The organism is Acinetobacter sp. Gutcm_16 (genome assembly GCF_028649355.1).
GTDB classification, from domain to species: Bacteria; Pseudomonadota; Gammaproteobacteria; order Pseudomonadales; family Moraxellaceae; genus Acinetobacter; species Acinetobacter johnsonii.
Window position 1 is genome coordinate 133,930 of the sequence record NZ_JAQSUV010000037.1, and the last position, 22,721, is coordinate 156,650.

Consider the following 22,721-nt stretch of genomic DNA (forward strand, 5'->3'; position numbering starts at 1 on the left):
ATTATGCAGTTACTTTAGCAACTACACCAGCACCAACTGTACGGCCACCTTCACGGATCGCAAAACGTAGACCTGGGTCCATTGCGATTGGGTGGATTAATTCTACTGACATTTCTACGTTGTCACCAGGCATAACCATTTCAACGCCATCTTGCAATTTGATCGCGCCAGTTACGTCAGTTGTACGGAAGTAGAACTGTGGACGGTAACCGTTAAGGAATGGAGTGTGACGACCACCTTCTTCTTTAGAAAGTACGTATACTTCTGCATCGAATTTAGTGTGCGGCTTGATTGCACCTGGTTTAGCAAGTACTTGACCACGTTGTACGTCTTCACGTTTAGTACCACGTAGAAGAACACCACAGTTCTCGCCCGCACGACCTTCGTCTAGAAGTTTACGGAACATTTCTACGCCAGTTACAGTTGTTTTAACTGTATCTTTGATACCAACGATTTCAACTTCTTCGCCTACTTTCACAATACCAGTTTCTACACGGCCAGTTACTACTGTACCACGACCAGAAATAGAGAATACGTCTTCGATTGGCATTAAGAATGCTTGGTCGATTGCACGTACTGGCTCTGGAATGTAAGTATCAAGTGCGTCAACAAGCGCAACAACTGCTTCTTCGCCATACTGACCAGCGTCACCGTTAAGTGCAAGAAGAGCTGAACCACGGATAACTGGAGTGTCATCACCTGGGAAGTCATAAGTAGAAAGAAGTTCACGAACTTCCATTTCTACTAATTCAAGAAGTTCTTCATCATCAACAAGGTCACACTTGTTAAGGAATACAAGAATGTAAGGTACACCAACCTGACGAGAAAGAAGGATGTGTTCACGAGTCTGTGGCATTGGACCATCAGTCGCTGCACATACAAGGATCGCGCCGTCCATCTGAGCAGCACCAGTAATCATGTTTTTAACATAATCGGCGTGGCCCGGGCAGTCTACGTGTGCGTAGTGACGAGTTGGAGAATCGTATTCTACGTGTGAAGTATTAATTGTAATACCACGTGCTTTTTCTTCTGGTGCAGAGTCAATTGCAGCGTAGTCTTTCGCTTCGCCACCGAATTTCTTCGCACATACAGTTGCAATTGCAGCTGTTAAAGTTGTTTTACCATGGTCAACGTGACCGATTGTGCCCACGTTAACGTGTGGCTTATTACGTTCAAACTTAGCCTTAGCCATGAGATCTTCCTTTTTAAACTACTCATGCAGGATCACTGCATGAGCACTTGGTTTTTAACTATGAATTAGTTTGGGCTTATAGTAATCGAAAGATTACTCGTCGTCACCTTTTTTACCGCCAGACTGGAATTTAGAAATGATGCCTTCAGCCACGTTACGTGGAGTTTCAGCATATTTAGCAAATTCCATAGAGTATGTTGCACGGCCTTGAGACATAGAACGCATTTGAGTCGCGTAACCAAACATCTCTGCAAGTGGAACTTCAGCTTTAATTGCTTTAGTACCGCCAGGCAAGTCATCCATACCTTGAACCATACCACGACGACGGTTTAAGTCACCCATGATATCGCCCATGTAGTCTTCTGGAGTTTCTACTTCAACTTTCATGATCGGTTCAAGCAAGATAGGATCTGCTTTCATGAAACCGTCACGGAATGCGTAAGAACCTGCCATCTTGAACGATAATTCGTCCGAATCGACATCGTGGTAAGAACCGTCAAACAATGTAGCTTTAATGCCAACAACTGGGTAACCAGCAAGGACACCATTCTTCATACGCTCTTGGATACCTTTATCCACAGCACCGAAGAATTCTTTAGGAACTACACCACCAACAACTTCTTCAGCGAACTCGTAGTCTTTACCAGCATCAGCATCCATTGGCTCTAAACGTACGTATACGTGACCAAATTTACCTTTACCACCAGTTTGACGAACGAATTTACCTTCTTGTTCAACTGACTTTTTGATCGTTTCACGGTAAGAAACCATTGGTTTACCAATGTTTGCTTCAACACCGAATTCACGCTTCATACGGTCAACAATAATGTCAAGGTGAAGTTCACCCATACCAGCGATGATTGTTTGACCTGACTCTTCATCAGTACGAACGCGGAATGATGGATCTTCCTTAGCCAAACGACCTAAAGCAATTGACATTTTTTCTTGGTCAGCTTTAGTTTTTGGTTCAACAGCCAATGCAATTACTGGCTCTGGGAATTCCATACGCTCAAGTGTGATGACATTTTTCTCATCACAAAGTGTATCACCTGTAGTTACGTCTTTAAGACCTACACACGCAGCGATATCACCCGCACGAATTTCTTCAACGTCTTGACGATCGTTCGCGTGCATTTGCACGATACGGCCGATACGTTCACGTTTAGATTTAACTGGGTTATAAACAGAATCACCTTGTTTAAGAACACCAGAGTAAACACGTACGAAAGTTAAGTTACCTACGAATTTGTCGTTCATGATTTTGAACGCAAGTGCAGAGAACGGAGCTTCGTCAGATGCTTCACGAATCGCTTTAGTTTCAGCTTTATCGTCAAGAACACCTTCAATCGCTTTAACTTCTGTAGGCGACGGTAAGAATTCAATTACTGCGTCCAACATACGTTGAACACCTTTGTTTTTGAATGCTGTACCACAAAGCATTGGTTGAATTTGACAAGCCAAAGTTTGAACACGTAGACCATTAACGATATCTTCTTTAGAAAGATCGCCTTCTTCTAGGTATTTGTCCATTAGCTCTTCAGAAGCTTCAGCAGCAGCTTCAACCATGTTTACACGCCATTCTTCAGCAGTAGCTTGAAGTTCAGCCGGGATTTCACCGTATTCAAACTTCATACCTTGTGAAGCTTCGTCCCAAATGATCGCTTTCATTTCGATCAAGTCGATTACGCCTTGGAAGTTTTCTTCAGCGCCAACAGGGATTACTACAGGTACTGGAGATGCACCTAAACGTGTCTTCATTTGTTCAACAACACGGAAGAAGTTGGCACCAGTACGGTCCATCTTGTTCACGAATGCTAAACGAGGCACTTGGTATTTGTTCGCTTGACGCCATACAGTTTCAGACTGAGGTTGTACACCACCTACAGCACAGTAAACCATACACGCACCATCAAGAACACGCATAGAACGTTCAACTTCAATTGTGAAGTCAACGTGTCCCGGTGTATCAATTACGTTGATACGGTGTTCAGGGAACTGTTTAGACATACCTGACCAGAATGTAGTCGTAGCAGCAGAAGTAATGGTAATACCACGTTCTTGCTCTTGCTCCATCCAGTCCATTGTTGCTGCACCATCGTGTACTTCACCAATTTTGTGAGATACACCTGTGTAGAACAAAATACGTTCTGTAGTCGTGGTTTTACCAGCATCAATGTGCGCAGAAATACCAATGTTACGATAACGAGAAATTGGGGTTTGACGAGCCATGATTTCTTGCATTCCTAAATTTTGTTGTTTAAAACAGGCGCTTTAAGCTGACGAACAGCTTAAAGCGATTCGATGACAGTTTGGCGTAAGCCAAGCTATCACCCTCCTGAATAGGGGCTGTTTTAGTCGCTTAGAAGCGGTAGTGAGAGAATGCTTTGTTGGCTTCAGCCATACGATGCACGTCATCACGTTTTTTAACCGCTGCGCCTTTACCTTCAGCTGCATCAAGCAACTCACCAGCAAGACGTAAAGCCATAGTTTTTTCAGAACGCTTAGCAGCAGCATCTACTAACCAACGCATAGCTAGAGCAGTACGACGGGATGGGCGTACTTCCATAGGTACTTGATAAGTAGCACCACCAACACGGCGTGCTTTTACTTCAACCATAGGACGAACTTTTTCAAGAGTAGTCTCGAAAAATTCAACTGGGTCTACTTTGTTTTTTTCTTGAACGCGGTCTAAAGCACCGTAAACGATACTTTCAGCAATAGATTTTTTACCATCTTGCATTACGTGGTTCATGAATTTAGCGATTGTTTGGCTGCTGAACTTAGGATCCGGAAGGATTTCACGAGCAGCAACTACGCGACGTCTTGGCATTTTAAACTACCTATATATATGACACTTCAGGTTAATCCAGCCGTAGCACAAAGTGTCATGTGCTTTCGCTGGCCTTACTACACGTCGCTTGAATTTCACAAAATTAATGCAGAAATCAGACAAGCGAGACGATAAAGGATTGCAGTTCTAGCGAACTAAGAAGTTAATCTCGAAAGATTATTTCTTAGGACGTTTAGTACCGTATTTAGAACGAGACTGGTTACGATCTTTCACACCAGCACAGTCTAAAGAACCACGAACGGTATGGTAACGTACACCTGGTAAGTCTTTAACACGACCACCACGGATAAGAACAACACTGTGCTCTTGTAGGTTGTGGCCTTCACCACCGATGTAGCTAGAAACTTCAAAGCCAGAAGTTAAACGCACACGGCAAACTTTACGCATTGCTGAGTTAGGTTTTTTAGGTGTAGTTGTGTAAACACGTGTACAAACACCACGACGTTGTGGACAAGCCTTCAACGCAGGAACTTTAGATTTTTCAACTAAAGTCGTACGACCCTTACGGATCAACTGATTTGTTGTTGCCATTTGGCAATTCTCCCGTTAATAAAAAACCCAAAAAAAGACGACTTTTTGAGGGCATGCAATTGTAAGCTAAGACGTAAAAATGGTCAACATTTCAAACTACATGTAATGTTGACCAAATCAGGGCTTTTACAAATTTCTATCTATTTTAAAGGGTTTATTTTTTACTTGGTGCATTTCGTCTTTTTGTAACCTTTTTTTCCGTCGGCTCTACCGCAGATTTTGCTGTGACTTTTGAAGCAGTATTAGGTTCATTTGGTGCTAAAGACTCATTATTATTCTGTGTAGCCTCCTCCACTGGATATAAATCTGCAAGATCTTCTTCCACGTGTAGGGCTGGTTGCTGCGGTGCGACAGCATCATGGGGTTCAACCATTTGATCTGCGAGCTGTTCCAGCCCTTGTTGAACACGTTCTTCGGTTGCGACAGGCGCTGTGACTTTGTCGGACTTTTTCTGAACTTTTACTTTAGCAATACTTTGATGACCATTTAACTCTACTTCAGCTCCAAGCTTCAAATCTGGGCTATCGGTCTCTGATGTACTGCGCTGTGACAATAGTCTTGGCGAGGCTTTCACCAAAAGCTCAAGTGAGCGTTCATATGCTGTTAAAGCACTCAGGCTGGTATCTTTTTGTTGAATGATATACTGGCGGGCTTGTGAAAAAACCAGTTGTGCTTTTTGATGTACATCATCAACAAGGCGCCAACTATAGGCTGCACTCACTCCTGCACTGGCAATTGGTGTGAGTTTTGCCAGCTTATTCAGTAGCGATAGATTGGCAATCGACTGTCCCCATTTCAGCTGACCATCGGCATTGGTCAACCATTTCTTTAAGGCTTCAATATCATTGCTTGAACCTAAAAGCTGTTGTAACTGAGAGACATCATGGGTTTGCAAGGTACTTGAAATGGCTTTTATCGCCATCAACAAAGTTTGTTTTTCCGCAATCAGCCCAAGATCAATCTGTTTAAAAATAAACTGGACGATGTCTTGATCAGATTCTTTAGTTAAATCAAAGCCATAAGAACGCCCCACCTGATAAATCATACGTAACGACATTACCAAGGAAGCGGGTACATCTACGGTTGAGCCCACAAAGCCCGTTGCTCCAGTCAGTGCACCTTGCAAGATAGCAATAATTTTATTTTGTTCGGACAATGCCTGACTAATCCGTTTTGAACGGTCGACATCTTGGGTCAGCATTTCTAAATCACGCACGCCTGCTTCATCTAAAACGGCATCAACCGAGCTCATACTCGAGCTAAATTGATTGAGCTGGCTAAAAAAATAATCTGCGGCTTTATCGGAAAGTTGTGGCGACACAAAATGTGCCACTCGATTTGCGTTGACATAATGACGTCCTAATAAATGACGTGATACTGTCGGCAGATGGTCTCTTAAGACTTGCTGCGGGTGTTCATAACGCTTATTTTTCGATTTTGTTTTTGTACTCGCACTATCACCAGTTGTAGCATTGGTCAGTGCTGAGGCCGTATCTGGGCTCACTTGGTTTAATATGTTTAAACCTGTATGGCTGAGCTTTTTAGCCACTCCGAAGGCATTTGAAAAGAAACCACTGCGCTGTTTATTGTTTGAATCCGCCATTCCGTACCCCGTACTTTATAATCTTACATTTCTAGCTAAATACTAGGTGTAGTACGCATTTATCTCAATAAGAATATGTGTCTTTTAGTAAAGTTGAAATGCCCTGCTCCCGATTTTAAGACAAGTCAAATTGGCATAGGATTTGCCATAAGAATTAAAAATTCTTTCTGCTATTATGATCTGCATTGAAAACATAAGAGTTGCAATTGGCTTAGAAATAAATTGTTGATTCATCTTTAAGCGCAACTCTGCAAAACCACCATATAAGGGATCTTTAAATGAAACGTGTAGTAATCACTGGCATGGGTATCAACTCATGTATCGGTAATACTTTGGAAGAAGTTACTCATGCATTACAAAACGGGATTTCTGGGACACGTTTTAACCCAACCTATGCTGAACTCAATTTTAAAAGCCATATCAGCGCTGCTGCTGAACAAGACTTTGATGGCATCGACCGTAAGCTAAAACGCTTTATGGGTGTTTGTGCCATGTATGCATACAATGCTGCGGTTGCTGCGGTTGAAAATGCAGGCTTAACAGCAGAGCAAATTGGTGGCAACCCACGCTATGGTATCGCGGGCGGTTCAGGTGGTGGTTCAACTGCGTCTGTAGTTGAAATGAAAGAATTGTTAGACACCAAAGGCGCACGTAAAGTTGGTCCGTTCTTCGTACCACGTAATATGTCGAACACAATTACGGCAAACGTTGGTGTTGCTTTTAAAATGCAAGGTGTTGCACACACCATTACCAGCGCATGCGCAACGTCTGCTGATGCAATTGGTTATGCCTATAACCTGATTCAATTGGGCAAGCAAGACCTCATGCTTGCAGGCGGTGGTGAAGAAGATCACTGGTCTCAAAGCCTGTTATTTGATGCAATGGGTGCACTGTGCTCAAAATACAATGACACGCCAGAAACAGCGTCTCGTCCTTACTCTGCTGACCGTGACGGTTTTGTGATTGCTGGCGGTGGCGGATTTGTAGTACTTGAGTCTTTAGAACATGCGCAAGCACGTGGTGCCAACATTTTGGCTGAAGTTGTAGGCTATGCGGCAAACTCTGACGGTGCAGACATGGTTGCGCCATCGGGTGAAGGTGCGACACGTTGTGTACTGATGGCACTTGAAGAAGCAAAACAACACGGCGTAAACAAAATTGACTATGTGAATACGCATGGTACGTCGACACCTGCTGGTGACATCACTGAATTAAAAGCAATGGAACGTGCATTTGGCGAAGGTCAAGTTCCTCCACTCAGCTCGACCAAGTCAATGACAGGTCATAGCTTAGGTGCTGCTGGCGTACAAGAAGCAATCTACTCTGTTCTAATGATGCAAAATGACTTTATTGCACCAAACATCAACGTGACTGAACTGGATGAAGGCGCAAAACCATTTGATATCGTGCTTGAAAAACGTGACGCAAAATTGAATACTGTGATGAGTAACAGTTTCGGTTTTGGCGGCGTAAATGCATGTCTCATTTTCAAAAAGTGGGAAGGCTAAGCCGCCCATTTTAGGGTGACTTGATGGATGCTCCTTCTGATGCTTTCTTGTGGGTAAAAGCATTACATATTATTGCCGTGGTGTGTTGGTTCGCTGCATTGTTCTACTTACCACGGCTCTATGTTTACCATGCCATGAGTGATGATGCCGTCAGTCATCAACGTTTTGAGGTCATGGAACGCAAGTTGTACCGTGGCATTATGTGGCCGTCGATGATTGCAACTCTGATCACGGCACACTTCTTGGTCGATTGGGGTGATGCAACGCGCCACTACCATGAAGCCCTGTGGTTCTACCTCAAAGTTGGTTTGGTTGGACTGTTAGTGATTTATCACTTTGTCTGCGGTTATTACCGTAAGAAATTGATTGGGCATGCGCACTACAAGTCACACAAGTTCTGGCGCTTCTTTAATGAAATGCCGACCCTCATTTTATTTGCTGTGGTGATTTTAGTCGTGGTTAAACCGACATTTTAAAATCCCACACTTAAAAAGCCCCGATTGATTCGGGGCTTTTTAATGTCTGTAAAAAAATCAACAGTACAACTCAAGATCCACGCTACGAGCGTATCCAAGATTGACGAATCTTCAAATTGAGCGGGGTCGAATAATATTTCTCAATCGCCCAACTCAAAATAAACACCGCGATAAAATAAACAGGCAACAACATCAACTTTTCAGCCGCTACAGTTTCTTTGGGGAAATACACCACTTTCATTAAGCCGAGAATAATCAAATGAAACAGATACATTTCATAGCTACGCTGTCCAATCCAAACCAAACTGCGGGCCGTGGATGAGGTAGGTTTAACTTTCGGGTCTTGGGTAAAACACAATATGAGTAACGCCGTAAGTAGCGCAAATGCACTGATGCCCCAAGTACTCACCTCTTTGATGGGTGCATAAAAATATAAAGCAGTCATCAGCAACACTGTCACAGCAACAATTACTTTTGGATTGTAAATAGCAGCTTTAAAATGTTGTGCATACATTGCGGTAAGGCAGCCAATGGCAATTCCATCGAAACTAGAAAAATAGTGATACAGATAAGCACCACTTTCCTCACCAAAATGGAGGGCACGAAAATATGGTGCATACGCGATGACAGCGAACAGAAAAACAATAAAGCCTTTACCTCGACCAAGCACTAAACACAGTATAGGAAATGCTAAATAGAAGACCTCTTCAACCGATAAAGACCACAATACGCCCAAGGCATAGTTCACCCAGCCGTATTCAATAATCAATAGATTCATCCAGAAACTCAAAGCTGAAAGAACAGTCACAGCATAGGACACCTCTTTGCCATTGGGCGACTGATTGATAAAGGGTTGCAATCCTAAGCTTCCGAGCACACTGACCATCGCGACCAATAACACCAGACACGGCATGATTCGGGCAATACGACGGATATAAAAATCTTTCAGCTTAATCTGCGCCAAAGACCCACTACGCTGTAAGGTATGCTGGGTAATCAAAAAACCTGAAATGACAAAAAACATGGTCACACCATAGTTGCCATTTCTTGCAATCAAGGTACTTAAGCTCTCACTCCCAATGGGGATGCCGAGAAAGGTATCATGTAATTTATACGGAATATTGAAATGGTGAATCAGCACCAATAGGATGGACACGCCACGTAGGATGTCGATTTTATAATTACGCATAAATCATTATTAAAATTTTAAAGTGCCTCATTTAAAGTGAAATCGCCTGATTTAGACAGCTTTTATATATAAAAACATACAATTATCTAACACTGAATTAGAACCCATTGATTCAGCTCAAGCAAAAAGAAAGCCCTGCTTTTGCAGGGCTTTCTTTCAAATATCAAAAGTACAGAATGAGTTTTAGCTATTTACTGCGGAGTCTTACTGTTTTAAGTTTTAATTGCTTAAGTTCGTTTTGTTCCTTGCGAAGTTGTACTTCTCATTCGCCAAAAGAACCAAAAACATTTGTCATCCGCAAAACCTGTTGACTTTCTGTATTTAAAAAAATTTCGTTGCAAAAACAGTCCACTTTAAATGCTAGACAGGTTACGGATGACATCGTCACGTATCGAATAAAACCCCAAACTTAAAAAGAAAATACCAGTCAGTTAAGAAACTGACTGGTATTACTACTTATGCAGGGCTTTCTTTCAAACATCACGAGTACAGAATAAATGTTACTTAGTTATCCAGTTGCTGCCCTAACAGACGTTTTTTCATACGTGGTTTGTACAGCAGCTGATACGTCACGGCTAAAATAATCACCCATAGTGGACTGATCATCAATGCGCGAAGAGTATCCACCTCTAGACTCAAAATAATCAACGTAAAGAACAAGAAGATTAAGACCACATAAGACATCCAAACACCACCCGGCATTTTAAAGGTCGATTTTGCATGTAGCTCAGGACGCAATTTACGGTAGCGGATATAGCACACCATAATAATGCTCCAGATACTGATGAACAGAATCACACACAATGAGCTGGCTAATGTAAAGGCTTCAACCGTGTTTGGTACAAAGTACTGTAGCGCCGCACCTGCCATGATAAAAGCACATGAGAAGAATAAGCCTTTTGCTGGTACCGCACGTTTTGATAGACGCGCTAGACTCTGTGGTGCTTGCCCTTCTCTTGCCAAACCAAAGAGCATACGTGATGTAGAGAACACGCCACTATTCATTGAAGACATCACTGAAGACAGCACCACCAAGTTCATAATAATGGCTGAAGTCGGAATACCTGCATGTAAAAATAGTGAAACGAACGGACTTTGATCCGCAGGAATTTGATTCCACGGCGTCACCGACATCACCACAAATAGCGACAAGACATAGAACAAAATGATACGGGTTGGAATCGCATTCACTGCTTTCGGTAAGTTCTTTTCAGGGTCTTTGGTTTCAGCAGCCATGGTTCCAATCAGCTCTACACCGACAAAGGCAAAGAGTGCAATTTGAAAACCTGCTAAAAAGCCACTGCCACCTTGAGGGAACATACCACCATGTGACCAAACATGACTGAAGCTTGCAACTGAACCGCCCGGTGCTTGGAAATGGCTAAACACCATAAAGCCACCAATCACGATCAGCCCTAAAATGGCTAAAATTTTGATTAAAGCAAACCAAAATTCAATTTCACCGAAGAGTTTCACGGTCAATAAATTTAACCCAAGGACAAACAGCACACAGCCGACACTGATTAAAGCCTGTCCCATAGGAGTAAAGGCCATGTCTGGCGGGAGCCAAAAGCCAAGATAGTTAATAATGGCTGCCAAGTCCGCAATACCGACCAAGACCCAACCGAGCCAATAGGACCAACCGATATAGTAACCCGCACCCGGCCCAATCAGATCATGAGCCATATCGATAAACGACTTATAGTGCAAATTGGACAATAAAATTTCGCCCAATGCACGCATCAGGAAGAAGAACATGGTCCCGATAATCATATAAATGATCAGAATCGAAGGACCAGCAAGAGAGATGGTTTTGCCCGAACCCATGAACAGGCCCGTACCAATCGCGCCACCAATGGCAATCAATTGCAGGTGGCGGTTGGATAATTTCCGTTGTAATTCATGCGATGATGCATTTGCACCGTCAGCTTGTGGGGTAGTCGTCATAATTTAACATCCTGTTAAAGTCCTTTTTTGCGTATAAACCAAGTTCATACAGTGCTCGTTATCCTAACGGGCGGCATTTATACGCTCATCAGCACTTCGGTTGAAACCCAAGCGCTGATATACACGGGGAGAGTTTAAAAAATTAGTTTTGTGCAGCTGTCACTGCAATTTCGATCAACCAGTTTGGATTAACCAAATCAGCCTGAATCGTGGCACGCGAAGGCGCTACACAACCCTTCATCCAATCAATCCAAATCGCATTGACTGTAGAAAAATCAGAGAGATTTTTGATGTAAAGCTGAGCTGATAACAAACGTGATTTATCTGTATTTGCCAAAGCTAAAAGCTCATCAATTGTTTCTAAAATTTCACGGGTCTGACCTGCGACATCATTGTCGGTATTTTTTGGCACTTGCCCTGACAAATACACCACTTGATTAAACACAGTGACTGCACTCATGACTTCGTTGGTGTTGAATTTTTGAATGTCTGAATGTGACATAGGTCTTTCCTTGTATGAAACTGTATAAAAATAAAATTTAATCTTGGATAAAATTGACACGTGCAGTGACAGCACACATCAGCTCATAGCCAATCGTGCCTGAACCTGCTGCGACTTCATCAATGCTGAGTACAGCACCCTGTTTCGATGTCCCCCACAGCACCACTTCGCTGCCAACTTGGGCATTTGGGAGGTGAGATAAATCGACCGCCAACATATCCATGCTGACACGCCCGACTAATCTGCTGCGTTGTCCATCGACTAAAATAGGCGTACCTGTTGCGGTAATCCGTTGATAACCATCGGCATAACCACAAGCCACAATACCCACACGCATGTCGTTTTCAGCAATGAACTTTGAGCCATAACCGACACTATCGCCTGCATTTAACTGCTGAATAGCAATCAACTCGCTGCGCAAACTCATGGCAGGTTGCAAATCCCAGTCTTGAATGGAGTGGCTTGGATAATCTGGAGAACTACCATAGAGCATGATGCCGCTACGGATCACATCCGACTGCAACTGTTCATGGCGTAAGATGGCTGCGCTATTACTGACTGAACGTGCACCCGGTAGATCATGGGTGATGGCATCAAATAACTGACATTGATGCGCAATGCCTTCACGTCCGAAACGCTCACCATCGGCATCCGAAAAATGCATCATATGGGTTAAACATTGAACTTGAGGCAAATTGGAAAGCTGCTGCCACACTTGACGGTACTGTTCAGGACGGAAACCCAAACGATTCATGCCGCTGTTCATTTTTAAATAAACATCGAACTGCGCCTCTAAAGGAAAACGCGCTAACCATTCGAGTTGATATTCACTATGAATACTGAAGCTTAGACCCAACTCATGGCAGTCAAATAGGTCTTGCTCTGAAAAAATACCTTCGAGTAACAGAACTGGACCCGTCCAGCCCAAAGCACGGATGCGTTTTGCTTCTGCCAAATCAAGCAGCGCAAAACCATCGGCAGATTTGAACGCTTGATAGACGCGTTCAATCCCATGACCATAGGCATTGGCTTTAACCACCGCATAGACTTGGCTATTCGGCATTTTAGTGCGAGCAACATTTAAATTATGCTGCAGTGATTGGCTATGAATCACTGCAGTAATTGGACGTGGCATTTTCTTCTTCCTTGAATCAATATGGCCTAAAACGGATTAGGCTGCTGAAGGGTAACGTTGAATCGATAGACCTTCAGTACTGATGTCTGGTTGATGGTTCATCACCAAGTCACTAATAAGCTTGCCTGAACCACATGCCATGGTCCAACCCAAGGTGCCATGTCCTGTATTCAAGAATAAGTTTTTAAAACGAGTCGCACCAATAATCGGCGTAGAGTCTGGTGTCATTGGACGTAAACCCGTCCAGAAACTTGCTTCAGCTAAATTTCCACCTGGGAATAAGTCTTGAGTCACCATTTCCAAGGTCGCACGGCGGTCTTGGTTTAAACCGTGGTTGAAACCACTCAGTTCAGCCATACCACCCACGCGGATACGCTGGTCAAAACGCGTGATGGCAATTTTATAAGTTTCATCAAGAACCGTCGACTGCGGTGCAAATGCTGGATCTACAATTGGAATGGTCAGTGAGTATCCTTTGACAGGGTACACAGGCAAATTCAAATTCAATGGCTTTAAGAAATCACGTGAATAACTACCGAAAGCAAGCACATAACGGTCTGCTGTAAGCACTTGACCATCAACCACCACGCCTTTGATTTCATCCCCTTCAACCACAAGTTTTTCAACATTTTGGTTAAATTTAAATTCTACGCCCATGTCTTTCGCAAGGTTTGCCAAAGCATTGGTAAATAAGTAACAGTCACCTGTTTCATCATTCGGTAAATGTAAACCACCAACCAGTTTGTCTTTGGCATAGGCTAAAGCTGGCTCGACTTTGGCTAAGTCGTCTTTTAATAATAATTCGTAGTCGACGCCACATTCTTTTAACACTTGGATGTCACGTTGTACGGCATCCAATTGAGCTTCATTACGGAAAACCTGCAAAGTTCCTTTCGCGCGGTTTTCATAGTGAATGCCTGTTTCTTTACGCAGTTCACGTAAGCAGTCACGGCTGTATTCAGCAACACGCGTCATACGCTCTTTGTTAATGGCATAACTTTGTGGATTGCAGTTTTTCAACATTTGCGCCATCCAGTTCAACTGCCACATGCTACCATCAATGTTAATCGCTAAAGGTGCATGGTGTTGGAACATCCACTTTACGGCTTTAAACGGAATACCGGGTGCAGCCCACGGTGTAGAATAACCTGGAGAGATTTGCCCTGCGTTACCAAAGCTAGTTTCTTCAGCAGGACCAGCTTGACGGTCTAAAACCGTAACGCTTGCGCCTTGTTGTGCAAGGTAATACGCACTTGCAACACCGATGACACCACTACCTAAGACAATTACACGCATGACTGATCCCTTACACACACTAGTTTATTTCACTAGTATATTTTTAGGTTAATAGTTTTTTTCACTGTTTTTAACATTATAATCTAGGTAAATCGCCATTTTTGTCGCGCTAAAATTCTAAACATAGGAAATTTATAATGCGTAAATTAGATCGGATTGATCAGCAGATTTTAGACATTTTGCAGCGCGATGGACGAATTGCGATTAGTGAATTGGCCTCTCGCGTCAACCTCTCAACCACACCCTGTTCAGAGCGTGTCAAACGCTTAGAGCGCGACGGTATTATCATGGGTTACTACGCACGCCTCAATCCACAACTGGTCGATCGAAACTTATTGGTGTTTTTAGAGATTAAGCTGTCAGCCAAGTCTGGCGATGTGTTTGATCAAGTGGCACGTGACTTGGTCGAAATCCCTGAAGTTTTAGAATGCCATCTGATTTCAGGTGAATTCGATTATTTGGTCAAAGCCCGTTTAAAAGAAATGAGTGCCTACCGACGCCTATTGGGTGATTTACTGAAGAAACTGCCCTCTTCAGCATCATCGCACAGTTATATTGTGATGGAAGAAGTCAAAGAAAGTTTTTATTTGGACATTCGCTAACAGCTTATTAAAAATACGCATTTTAAAAATGCATTCATTTTAAATATTTAAAACCTATCGATTCCCTATTGGAAGTTCTGCACCATGTTTAACAAACTCATGTCTAGCCTTGGCTTACAAGGCATTCAAGTGGATACTCGTCTACACACCACTGCGCCACAAGCGGGTCAAGCCATTCAGGGTGAGGTTATTTTTAAAGGTGCTGCGTCTAATAAAATTATCAACGGTATTTATTTAAAGCTCATGACCACAGCCGAGGTTGAGTCAGATGATGCTGAGTACAATAGCGCGTTAAGTATTGCCGAATGGCACATTAGCGGGGCTTTTGAGTTACAAGCCCATCAGTCACATACATTTCCTTTTTCGATTCAACTACCCTTTGAAACGCCAATTACAGATGTGCCTTGCCGCGTCAATAAAACCCGAGTGTGGCTACATACACATTTAGATGTGGACTGGGGGCTCGATGCAACTGACAAAGACTATTTACAAATCTTACCGACACCGGCTATGCAGGCGTTTATTCAAGCCATGCAGCAATGCGGTTTTCAGTTAATGACCGTCGATGTTGAAAAAGGTCAACTACGTGGCAACGGCTTCCATTCGAGCATTGGTTGTTATCAAGAACTTGAATTTAAACCTACGCAATTGTTCAACAGCATCAATGAAGTTGAGGTGTCCTTTGTGGCAGAGCAACATCAAACCCATGTGCTTTTAGAAGTGGATCGTAAATTTCGTGGTAATGGCTTCAACAGCCTTAGCATTCCCCATCAGCAGGCCAATCCTGCACTGTTAGCGAATGAAATTAGACGTGTATTGGGACTTTAATTTTTAATCACTGTGCACGACTGTTTCAATATAGAAAAGTCGTGCGCAGTCGAAAAAGACGTTATTTAAACCCTGTCCGAATTAAATTCTGTCTGCGTTAAATCAAGTCCAAGATATCGGCAAAGGTTTTAATTCGTGCTTTAGGTGCGGCTTCCGTCAACTCTTGATCAGAACCATAACCGTATTCCACCGCAATGGTTTCAATGCCGTTGCGACGTGCACCCAAAATGTCATGCTCACGATCACCAACCATCAGACATTCTTCTGCGTTTAACTGCTCTTTTTCTAAAATATAAGCAATCAACTCTCCCTTATTGGTGCGCTCACCGTTCAGCTCACTGCCATAAGGATGCACGAAGTATTGCAGTAAATTGAAATGCTCTAAGATTTGACGGGCATAGACTTCTGGTTTTGCTGTCGCCAAATATAAGTGATAGCCCTGCTCGGTCAGTTTTTTTAAGGTCGGTTCAACATCGGCAAATAAATGGTTTTCATATAAACCTTTCACCGCAAAACGCTCACGATAGCCCAATAAAGCTTGCTCTGCCAAAACATCGTCCACTGTAACATTTAAGAGTTTTGCCAAAGACGCTTTTAGTGGTGGCCCAATAATCCAGTCAATGTTTAGATCTTCAGCAATGGGATGTCCGACTTTGTTTAAGCCATAACGCGCACTGGTGGTAATGCCAACTTTCGGATCTGTTAATGTTCCATCTAAATCTAGCAAAATATGTTTAATCACAGCTGATCCTTCTTGGGCTTTAAATAAAATACTATCGAGAGTTCTGCTAAAGTTGCCTATACTATCGCAAATTTTCGCAACAAGGATATTTCTGTGCGCGCAACCGTACTGTGCTTTTCTGGTTTAGACCCTTCAGGTGGTGCTGGTTTACAGGCCGATATCGAAGCGATTGGTCAAAGTGGTGCGCATGCAGCCATTGCGTGTACAGCACTCACTGTTCAAAACTCGCAACAAGTGTTTGGCTTTGAGGCAATGTCAAAAGAATTGCTGTTAGCTCAGGCCCACGCTGTTGTCGGTGATTTACCAATTAAAGCCGTAAAATCTGGCATGTTAGGCACCACAGATAATATTGCAGCACTGGCTGAGTTTCTACGTGAACATCCTGAGTACAAGTATGTGCTCGACCCTGTTTTAGTGGCAAACAGTGGCGGTTCACTGGGTGATCAAGCCACATTGGTCAAAGCTTTTGTTGAACTGATCCCATTGGCGGACATTATTACCCCAAATACAGTTGAACTACGAGCGTTAACAGGTCTCGACGACTTAGACGCCGCAACACAAAAACTATTTGAAATGGGTGCCAAAGCGGTACTGGTCAAAGGTGGTCATGAAGACACACCAGACTATATTCGTAATGCCCTGTTTGTGAATGGCGAGCTCATTTCTGAAACTCGCTGCCCGCGTTTAGCAGGCGAATATCACGGTTCAGGTTGTTCGCTGGCGAGTTTTATTGCAGGTCGTTTGGCGCAAGGTGACAGTGTTAAAGTCGCAGTACATCATGCCGAAACATGGCTCTTTGGTGTATTAAAACAGGCAGAAACACCTGTTGAAGGCGGTCAAAAAATTCCAAAGCGTTTTTAAGTTAGAAAAAAACTGCAAAGGTAAAAGCCAGTCCATTTCTTCATGGACTGGCTTTTTTTAAATTCTAGATTTTATTTTCGGCACAAAATGAATGAGTCACCTTTGAAATGGAGTATTTAACCATCTTGATGGCGTTGTTTTAAATGTGCCACATGCTCACGGTTGGTTTTCCATGACTTCTCTAACACTTCTTTTTCAATCCGAAGCTGAATCCGTTTCAGTTTCATCACTGGAATCACTTCTGTATTAAAGGTCTTAACATAATCGACCCATGCTTTACCTTTAAATACCGTACTGGGCATTGCAGTTTTAAACTCGCATTCAGGCATAAACACCACAGCAGAATGGATATAATCTACATCGACAATATCGTGCAACACACTTTGCAGCACTTTGATGTGTTTATAGTTTTGATGCAGTGGATTTTGAAATTTAAAACTCTTTTTATAAATTTTCTGTGTCCACATCTTTTGTCGTTCACCACCAAAAATCCACCCCTTGTAGTTTTTGGTTTCAATCACAAAAACACCAAAAGGGCTCAATACAATATGGTCAATTTGAGTCGTCCCACCCTGCTCATCAGGCAAAGTCACATCATTAATTAGAATATAACGCTCATCCAAATATAATTTTACATGCGCTTGAACTGCGAACTCGCCAAACTTTCCTTTCAGATAGGGCTTAAACGCTTTTAAAAGGCCAATCCCGAACAAGATCAGTAGCATCCACCACAGTTCTGAAAACACATTCCCCACAATTTGACTCATCATATTATTCATCGTTATTTGAGTTAGAGACACGATTCTTTAAAAGAATATAGATTAAAAGACAAGGTACTGATTTTAAAATTATTAAACTAAAATACGAGCATAAAAACTCCGAAAAACGAACTTAATTCGTAATTTTCTCAAGCGTCAATAAAATATCTTTATTGTCCAGACCGCCTGCAAAGCCGACCAATTTTCCATTCGCACCTACCACCCGATGACACGGCGCAATAATTGAAATCGGATTTTTACCATTGGCTGCGCCCACAGCACGAACAGCTTTGACATTGCCAATCTGTAGCGCAATATCTTTATAGCTTCGGGTTTCACCAAACGGAATTTGCAGTAAAGCCTGCCAAACTTGCTTCTGAAAATCTGTCCCCGCAAAATCCAAAGGCAAATCAAAACTTTGACGCTTTGCCGCAAAATACTCGCTCAACTGTTTCTCTGTTTCCAGCAAAATCGGATGCTGATTGTGTTCGATCAGCTCAGCTAAACGTACCCGTTTGGGGTTTTCATTTTCCCACAATACGGCAACCAAAGCTTGATCATGTGCCACCAGTCTCAGTACCCCGACAGGAGATGGCATGTGTTTAAAAAATAAGCGCATGGTTCACCACAAAAATTGTCTATGTATACAATATTATGACGATGAAAGTTTCATCAGTACAAGTCCAGAAATGATTAAAACCGCTGCGAGCATCCGCATGGCATTGGCTGGTTCACCCAAAATCAAAATACCAACCAAAAATGAACCAATCGCGCCAATCCCTGTCCAAACGGTATAGGCAGTGCCCAAAGGTAAGGTCTTCATGGCATAAGACAGCAGCGCAAAACTGGCCACCATAAATACAAGAGTCAAAATACTCGGCGTCAGTTTAGTAAAACCATCCGATACTTTCATTGCATAAGCCCAAACCACTTCGAGCAAACCTACGACAATTAAAATCACCCACGCCATACGTCACACACCTTTTACATAGAGCAGAAACAACAAAGCTTCAAACGAAGGATCGCTTGAAGCTCTACATATTTGAATGAATTTAGCTTGATGAGAGTTTCATCAAAATCAGGCCCGATACAATCAGCACCGCAGCAAACATCCGCATAGCAGTTGCTGGCTCACCTAAAATAAAAATCCCCACCAAGAAAGACCCAATCGCACCAATTCCTGTCCAAATGGTATACGCGGTCCCTAGCGGCAATGTTCGCATTGCATAGGCCAGTAAACCAAAACTTAAAATCATGAACACAATGGTAATGATGCTGGGTGTGAGTTTGCTAAACCCTTCGGACAGTTTCATTGAATATGCCCAAACGATTTCAAACAGACCCGCAAAGATCAGAAAAACCCAAGCCATGCTACTGACTCCTCTTTACTAGAGTCAGGCCGTCCTGACGAATTTTCTCAATATGAGGGAGGTCGTTCCTCCTAAATATGCCTCAAATTATAGCAAAGAGTGCACCAAAATGAATTATTTTTACACTTAGAAATCATTGAAGCGCAAAAAAGAGTGATCTGAATCAGCAGATCACTCTTTCAGCACAGCCTTAGTGCAATCTTAGATATTCACTTTAAACCTAAACGTCCGACTTAAAATTTAAAGCGAAGACCCATTCCATACTGCCAACCTTTCTCTTCGTCACTTTCAGCCTGCCAAGCCGTTGCTTCATTGCCTTTGCTATATTCATAGGCAATGTCCACATAAGGCATGACTTTTTTGCTGATTTCATAACGCGTCTCAAGACCGACAGCTGCATTACTAAGGCCTGATTTTTTGGCATATTTAGAGTCATCACTGAAAATAATATTCATATCTAAATAAGGTTTAAAAATCAGCTTTTGGGTCAGCAACAAGTCCCGCTCAGTTTCTAAACTAAACGCAACATAGTTGTCTGCACCTGCATACACATAGGCATCGGTTTCAAAGAAATATGGCGCTAAACCATGTAAGCCAAGCACCCCATCTACTTTTTCTTCCGTATCCCACCCATGCTGTTCACGCTCCACTTTTTCAGCTCGGTAACGTGCACCCGTCTGTACATCCCAAAAGTCTGAAATCATACGGCTATACAGCACTTTGGCATCATACTCAGCCTTACGCGCTTCCTGCTTATCCGCATGTACTTTGATAAACAGCTTATTTTCATCTGTCCCGATACGGGTTTCAAACTCAGACTTTAAACCGCCATCACCATCTTCACTCAGCAACCATTTGTTATCGACAGTGGTGACCGCATAAATTTGCGCACCGTGCTCTTTGCGGTGATCATGCGTATGTGCTGTTGAATCATGATTCATCTGCTGTACATGTTGTGCGCTAGTCTGTGGAGCAGCTTGAGGTGGAGTGGTCATCGCCTGATGCTGTGCATGTTGTGACATCACGGACTCAGTGGTCATGGACATATTTGCATTTGCTTCAGCAGGCATATGATGCCCTTCATGCGCCATAACCGCAGCACTCATCAACACGAAAGAACTGCTCAATATGCTTTTTGAAAAAAGATTAATGGTGCGCATGATGATCTCCTTTCTGAACATTTGGCTGCTTGCTTGGTTGAGTTTGAGCTTGCTTCTCCGATGAAGACTGACCAACCGCATTTTTCTGTTTCAGCATCTGAGCATGTTCATCGGCACTATGCTGATGATGCTCATGTGCCATATCTTTGGACTGAACTTGACTTGTTGATTTGGCTTTTTGTTTTTCATGCTGTGCATGAGATTCGGCAGCCATAGCAAACGAACTCAATAAGACACTAACAGCTAGGGCAAAACCTGAAAAAAGATTAGTGATGCGCATGTTCATCTCCTTTTGGTTCAGCTTGAGCTGCTGTTTTTTGCTCTTGAATTGGGGTGGTGGACACCTGACTATCACTCACATTGGCCACAATCAGTTTATTCATCATGCCTGAGCTCATGTGATAAAGCAGATGACAGTGAATGGCCCATTCGCCTAACTCATCGGCAGTCAATAAAGCAGTCACTGTTTTGCCCGGTGGCACAATCAAAGTGTGCTTATTTGGCATATCAACTGCGGCTTGTCCATTTTCCAGTTGCATAAACATACCGTGTAAATGCATCGGATGCGCCATCATGCTGTCATTGATAAATTTGATCCGAATACGCTCGCCGTACTTCACTTTTAACGGTTCAGCATCGCTAAATTTTTTCCCATTGATAGTCCACAAATAGCGTTCCATTGTTCCACCCAAACGAATCACTAACTCGCTCGTCGCCTCACGGGTATCTTTTTGAGGCTCTAAGGATTTCAGATCGCTATATTGCAATGCCTTATCACCTTTAGGGGTAGAGGCATTCGCCCACCCATACACTGGTGTAACAGCTTCCTGTACCGAACTTGCTGTCGTATTCTGTTGCGCATGACCCATCTGTGTATGATCCATCTCAGACATGGTCTCATGATTCATCTTTGAATGATCCATACCAGCCATCGCCGCATGATTCATCTTCGAATGATCCATTTCAGGCATCGCTTCAGGGTTCATTTTGGAGTGATCCATTTCAGGCATTGTTTCATGGTTCATCTGTGAATGATCCATACCTGAATGTTCTGAGCCGTGCCCCATATCTTCCATGGTCAACAATGAGCGTGGACGTGGCGCAGGCATATGTATGCTCTGTGCCATTGGAGTCAACTCATTGTGTAAAGTTCCAATCGCGTAGCCTGAACGGTCAATCGACTCTGCTTCAATTTGATAATGCCCTGCTTTCGGTTCCACAATCACATCATAAGTTTCAGCAGTTCCAATCCGAAACTCATCCACAGGAACGGGTTTAACAGGCTGACCATCTGCACTGACTACCGTCATTTTTAAGTGAGGAATACGGATATCAAAAAATGACATGGCTGAGGCATTGATAAAACGCAACCGAACCTTCTCATTCGGCTTAAACATACCTGTCCAGTTCTGCTCAGGCGTTTTACCATTGATCAGAAAGGTATAACCCGTAACATCCGACAGATCCGTTTTTAGCATGCGCATTTGGTTCCACATGGAACGGTCTTGCCACGCGGCTTTTAAGCCATCGCGCTGTACTTGTTTCCACACGTCAGCAACGGTTTCACGCTGATTTTGATAATATTCGGCAGAAATCTTCAAATTCTTCTGAATCTGTTCACTACTCTGCTCATGGAAGTCCGATAACATCACCACATAATCACGTTCAGTTTTTTCATGCTGAGCTAAAGGCTTTTTGTCTTTGGGATAAATAACCAATGCGCCATACAGCCCATCTTGTTCCTGTCCTTTAGAATGCGCATGGTACCAATAAGTGCCACTTTGGCGCACTTTGAACTTATAGACAAATTCGCTCTTCGGCTGAATACCATTAAACCCGTTAAAACCTGGTACACCATCCATCAGCCCAGGTAAAAGCAAACCATGCCAGTGGATTGATGAATCCTGTTTTTTTAAGTTGTTTTTAACCCGAATGACCGCATCATCGCCCTCCTCAAACTCAAGCAAGGGAGCTGGAAACTGTCCGTTGACACTAATCCGCTTGAGCGACTTGCCGGTTAAATTGACGGGACTTTCATCAATCACCAATTGGTATTCTTTGACTGCGGCAAAGCTCCAAGAAGATGACATCAGACATGCCCCAAGGATGAGGCTTTGTTTAAATTGAATAGACATGGCTAAATCCTAATAATTTTAAAAATAAAGTTTTA

General features: G+C 42.9%; 23 protein-coding genes. 5 read left to right on the top strand and 18 right to left on the bottom strand.

The features are described from left to right. Position 1: 1 nt before the first annotated feature. From tuf to PTT44_RS16310, 5 genes are all read right to left on the bottom strand, one after another. A complete protein-coding gene (gene tuf / locus PTT44_RS16290) occupies positions 2 to 1,192 on the bottom strand; it encodes an elongation factor Tu (protein WP_010325730.1) in 1,191 nt (396 codons plus the stop codon). Between the two features lie 93 nt (positions 1,193 to 1,285). Beyond that, positions 1,286 to 3,421 (bottom strand): elongation factor G, encoded by a 2,136-nt coding sequence (gene fusA / locus PTT44_RS16295; RefSeq protein ID WP_010326001.1) that lies wholly within the window; start codon positions 3,419 to 3,421, stop codon positions 1,286 to 1,288. A gap of 130 nt (positions 3,422 to 3,551) precedes the next feature. Further along, a complete protein-coding gene (rpsG, locus tag PTT44_RS16300) occupies positions 3,552 to 4,022 on the bottom strand; it encodes a 30S ribosomal protein S7 (RefSeq protein WP_004694929.1) in 471 nt (156 codons plus the stop codon). Positions 4,023 to 4,199: 177 nt separating this feature from the next. Beyond that, positions 4,200 to 4,574, bottom strand: a complete 375-nt coding sequence (rpsL, locus tag PTT44_RS16305; RefSeq protein WP_002050319.1) for a 30S ribosomal protein S12 — start codon at positions 4,572 to 4,574, stop codon at positions 4,200 to 4,202. 154 nt (positions 4,575 to 4,728) lie between these two features. Continuing rightward, positions 4,729 to 6,177, bottom strand: a complete 1,449-nt coding sequence (locus PTT44_RS16310) for an EcsC family protein (protein WP_168159390.1) — start codon at positions 6,175 to 6,177, stop codon at positions 4,729 to 4,731. A gap of 278 nt (positions 6,178 to 6,455) precedes the next feature. On the opposite strand from PTT44_RS16310, the gene PTT44_RS16315 reads away from it, so the two are divergent. Together PTT44_RS16315 and PTT44_RS16320 are read left to right on the top strand one after the other, a co-directional pair. Then, entirely contained in the window at positions 6,456 to 7,685 is a 1,230-nt protein-coding gene (locus PTT44_RS16315; protein ID WP_005400178.1) for a beta-ketoacyl synthase N-terminal-like domain-containing protein, read from the top strand. Between the two features lie 23 nt (positions 7,686 to 7,708). Beyond that, a complete protein-coding gene (locus PTT44_RS16320; RefSeq protein ID WP_005011820.1) occupies positions 7,709 to 8,161 on the top strand; it encodes a CopD family protein in 453 nt (150 codons plus the stop codon). Between the two features lie 82 nt (positions 8,162 to 8,243). Here the strand turns inward: PTT44_RS16320 and PTT44_RS16325 are convergent, their stop codons facing one another. From PTT44_RS16325 to PTT44_RS16345, 5 genes are all read right to left on the bottom strand, one after another. Beyond that, a complete protein-coding gene (locus tag PTT44_RS16325) occupies positions 8,244 to 9,350 on the bottom strand; it encodes an acyltransferase family protein (RefSeq protein ID WP_168159391.1) in 1,107 nt (368 codons plus the stop codon). 504 nt (positions 9,351 to 9,854) lie between these two features. Next, entirely contained in the window at positions 9,855 to 11,297 is a 1,443-nt protein-coding gene (locus PTT44_RS16330) for an amino acid permease (RefSeq protein WP_168159392.1), read from the bottom strand. A 142-nt stretch (positions 11,298 to 11,439) separates the two neighbouring features. Next, positions 11,440 to 11,799 carry a RidA family protein gene (locus PTT44_RS16335; protein ID WP_168159393.1) on the bottom strand — a complete coding sequence of 120 codons (360 nt, stop codon included), beginning with the start codon at positions 11,797 to 11,799 and terminating at the stop codon, positions 11,440 to 11,442. A 37-nt stretch (positions 11,800 to 11,836) separates the two neighbouring features. Continuing rightward, a complete protein-coding gene (alr, locus tag PTT44_RS16340; protein WP_168159394.1) occupies positions 11,837 to 12,934 on the bottom strand; it encodes an alanine racemase in 1,098 nt (365 codons plus the stop codon). Between the two features lie 36 nt (positions 12,935 to 12,970). Continuing rightward, the gene (locus PTT44_RS16345) at positions 12,971 to 14,230 is read right to left on the bottom strand and encodes a D-amino acid dehydrogenase (protein ID WP_004694945.1); all 1,260 of its coding nucleotides are present in this window, start codon (positions 14,228 to 14,230) and stop codon (positions 12,971 to 12,973) included. 137 nt (positions 14,231 to 14,367) lie between these two features. Between PTT44_RS16345 and PTT44_RS16350 the strand changes: the two genes are divergently transcribed. Beyond that, positions 14,368 to 14,832: an Lrp/AsnC ligand binding domain-containing protein gene (locus PTT44_RS16350; RefSeq protein WP_004694947.1), complete on the top strand. Its 465-nt coding sequence runs from the start codon at positions 14,368 to 14,370 to the stop codon at positions 14,830 to 14,832. Positions 14,833 to 14,916: 84 nt separating this feature from the next. Further along, positions 14,917 to 15,660, top strand: a complete 744-nt coding sequence (locus PTT44_RS16355; RefSeq protein ID WP_168159395.1) for a sporulation protein — start codon at positions 14,917 to 14,919, stop codon at positions 15,658 to 15,660. Between the two features lie 97 nt (positions 15,661 to 15,757). On the opposite strand, the gene PTT44_RS16360 is transcribed toward PTT44_RS16355, so the two are convergent. Continuing rightward, positions 15,758 to 16,402, bottom strand: coding sequence for an HAD-IA family hydrolase (locus PTT44_RS16360; protein ID WP_168159396.1), 645 nt, complete (start codon positions 16,400 to 16,402; stop codon positions 15,758 to 15,760). Between the two features lie 93 nt (positions 16,403 to 16,495). On the opposite strand from PTT44_RS16360, the gene PTT44_RS16365 reads away from it, so the two are divergent. Further along, positions 16,496 to 17,263, top strand: coding sequence for a hydroxymethylpyrimidine/phosphomethylpyrimidine kinase (locus PTT44_RS16365; RefSeq protein ID WP_168159397.1), 768 nt, complete (start codon positions 16,496 to 16,498; stop codon positions 17,261 to 17,263). A gap of 116 nt (positions 17,264 to 17,379) precedes the next feature. Here the strand turns inward: PTT44_RS16365 and PTT44_RS16370 are convergent, their stop codons facing one another. The 7 genes from PTT44_RS16370 to PTT44_RS16400 all read right to left on the bottom strand — a co-directional run bounded on the left by PTT44_RS16370 (position 17,380) and on the right by PTT44_RS16400 (position 22,686). Next, positions 17,380 to 18,033 (bottom strand): nuclease-related domain-containing protein, encoded by a 654-nt coding sequence (locus PTT44_RS16370; protein ID WP_252726144.1) that lies wholly within the window; start codon positions 18,031 to 18,033, stop codon positions 17,380 to 17,382. A 121-nt stretch (positions 18,034 to 18,154) separates the two neighbouring features. Beyond that, the gene (locus PTT44_RS16375; RefSeq protein ID WP_168159399.1) at positions 18,155 to 18,640 is read right to left on the bottom strand and encodes a methylated-DNA--[protein]-cysteine S-methyltransferase; all 486 of its coding nucleotides are present in this window, start codon (positions 18,638 to 18,640) and stop codon (positions 18,155 to 18,157) included. Positions 18,641 to 18,673: 33 nt separating this feature from the next. Continuing rightward, a complete protein-coding gene (sugE, locus tag PTT44_RS16380; RefSeq protein ID WP_168159400.1) occupies positions 18,674 to 18,991 on the bottom strand; it encodes a quaternary ammonium compound efflux SMR transporter SugE in 318 nt (105 codons plus the stop codon). An 82-nt stretch (positions 18,992 to 19,073) separates the two neighbouring features. After that, on the bottom strand, positions 19,074 to 19,391 hold the full coding sequence (sugE, locus tag PTT44_RS16385; protein ID WP_005400191.1) for a quaternary ammonium compound efflux SMR transporter SugE: 318 nt from the start codon (positions 19,389 to 19,391) through the stop codon (positions 19,074 to 19,076). A 233-nt stretch (positions 19,392 to 19,624) separates the two neighbouring features. Beyond that, the gene (locus PTT44_RS16390; RefSeq protein WP_168159401.1) at positions 19,625 to 20,551 is read right to left on the bottom strand and encodes a copper resistance protein B; all 927 of its coding nucleotides are present in this window, start codon (positions 20,549 to 20,551) and stop codon (positions 19,625 to 19,627) included. Continuing rightward, positions 20,538 to 20,831 (bottom strand): hypothetical protein, encoded by a 294-nt coding sequence (locus tag PTT44_RS16395; RefSeq protein WP_168159402.1) that lies wholly within the window; start codon positions 20,829 to 20,831, stop codon positions 20,538 to 20,540. The genes PTT44_RS16390 and PTT44_RS16395 overlap by 14 nt, the downstream gene beginning before the upstream one ends. Continuing rightward, on the bottom strand, positions 20,818 to 22,686 hold the full coding sequence (locus PTT44_RS16400) for a copper resistance system multicopper oxidase (RefSeq protein WP_273795705.1): 1,869 nt from the start codon (positions 22,684 to 22,686) through the stop codon (positions 20,818 to 20,820). Before PTT44_RS16400 ends, PTT44_RS16395 begins: the two co-directional genes overlap by 14 nt. Positions 22,687 to 22,721 lie beyond the last annotated feature (35 nt).

What these genes read in the sequence shown, in the direction of transcription:
- PTT44_RS16390 (WP_168159401.1), bottom strand. Translation starts at nt 20,551, where the DNA reads ATGCGCACCATTAATCTTTTTTCAAAAAGCATATTGAGCAGTTCTTTC.
- rpsG (WP_004694929.1), bottom strand. Translation starts at nt 4,022, where the DNA reads ATGCCAAGACGTCGCGTAGTTGCTGCTCGTGAAATCCTTCCGGATCCT.
- tuf (WP_010325730.1), bottom strand. Translation starts at nt 1,192, where the DNA reads ATGGCTAAGGCTAAGTTTGAACGTAATAAGCCACACGTTAACGTGGGC.
- PTT44_RS16310 (WP_168159390.1), bottom strand. Translation starts at nt 6,177, where the DNA reads ATGGCGGATTCAAACAATAAACAGCGCAGTGGTTTCTTTTCAAATGCC.
- PTT44_RS16315 (WP_005400178.1), top strand. Translation starts at nt 6,456, where the DNA reads ATGAAACGTGTAGTAATCACTGGCATGGGTATCAACTCATGTATCGGT.
- rpsL (WP_002050319.1), bottom strand. Translation starts at nt 4,574, where the DNA reads ATGGCAACAACAAATCAGTTGATCCGTAAGGGTCGTACGACTTTAGTT.
- PTT44_RS16355 (WP_168159395.1), top strand. Translation starts at nt 14,917, where the DNA reads ATGTTTAACAAACTCATGTCTAGCCTTGGCTTACAAGGCATTCAAGTG.
- PTT44_RS16330 (WP_168159392.1), bottom strand. Translation starts at nt 11,297, where the DNA reads ATGACGACTACCCCACAAGCTGACGGTGCAAATGCATCATCGCATGAA.
- PTT44_RS16375 (WP_168159399.1), bottom strand. Translation starts at nt 18,640, where the DNA reads ATGCGCTTATTTTTTAAACACATGCCATCTCCTGTCGGGGTACTGAGA.
- PTT44_RS16325 (WP_168159391.1), bottom strand. Translation starts at nt 9,350, where the DNA reads ATGCGTAATTATAAAATCGACATCCTACGTGGCGTGTCCATCCTATTG.
- PTT44_RS16395 (WP_168159402.1), bottom strand. Translation starts at nt 20,831, where the DNA reads ATGCGCATCACTAATCTTTTTTCAGGTTTTGCCCTAGCTGTTAGTGTC.
- PTT44_RS16335 (WP_168159393.1), bottom strand. Translation starts at nt 11,799, where the DNA reads ATGTCACATTCAGACATTCAAAAATTCAACACCAACGAAGTCATGAGT.
- alr (WP_168159394.1), bottom strand. Translation starts at nt 12,934, where the DNA reads ATGCCACGTCCAATTACTGCAGTGATTCATAGCCAATCACTGCAGCAT.
- PTT44_RS16320 (WP_005011820.1), top strand. Translation starts at nt 7,709, where the DNA reads ATGGATGCTCCTTCTGATGCTTTCTTGTGGGTAAAAGCATTACATATT.
- fusA (WP_010326001.1), bottom strand. Translation starts at nt 3,421, where the DNA reads ATGGCTCGTCAAACCCCAATTTCTCGTTATCGTAACATTGGTATTTCT.
- sugE (WP_168159400.1), bottom strand. Translation starts at nt 18,991, where the DNA reads ATGGCGTGGGTGATTTTAATTGTCGTAGGTTTGCTCGAAGTGGTTTGG.
- PTT44_RS16345 (WP_004694945.1), bottom strand. Translation starts at nt 14,230, where the DNA reads ATGCGTGTAATTGTCTTAGGTAGTGGTGTCATCGGTGTTGCAAGTGCG.
- PTT44_RS16350 (WP_004694947.1), top strand. Translation starts at nt 14,368, where the DNA reads ATGCGTAAATTAGATCGGATTGATCAGCAGATTTTAGACATTTTGCAG.
- sugE (WP_005400191.1), bottom strand. Translation starts at nt 19,391, where the DNA reads ATGGCTTGGGTTTTTCTGATCTTTGCGGGTCTGTTTGAAATCGTTTGG.
- PTT44_RS16370 (WP_252726144.1), bottom strand. Translation starts at nt 18,033, where the DNA reads ATGATGAGTCAAATTGTGGGGAATGTGTTTTCAGAACTGTGGTGGATG.
- PTT44_RS16400 (WP_273795705.1), bottom strand. Translation starts at nt 22,686, where the DNA reads ATGTCTATTCAATTTAAACAAAGCCTCATCCTTGGGGCATGTCTGATG.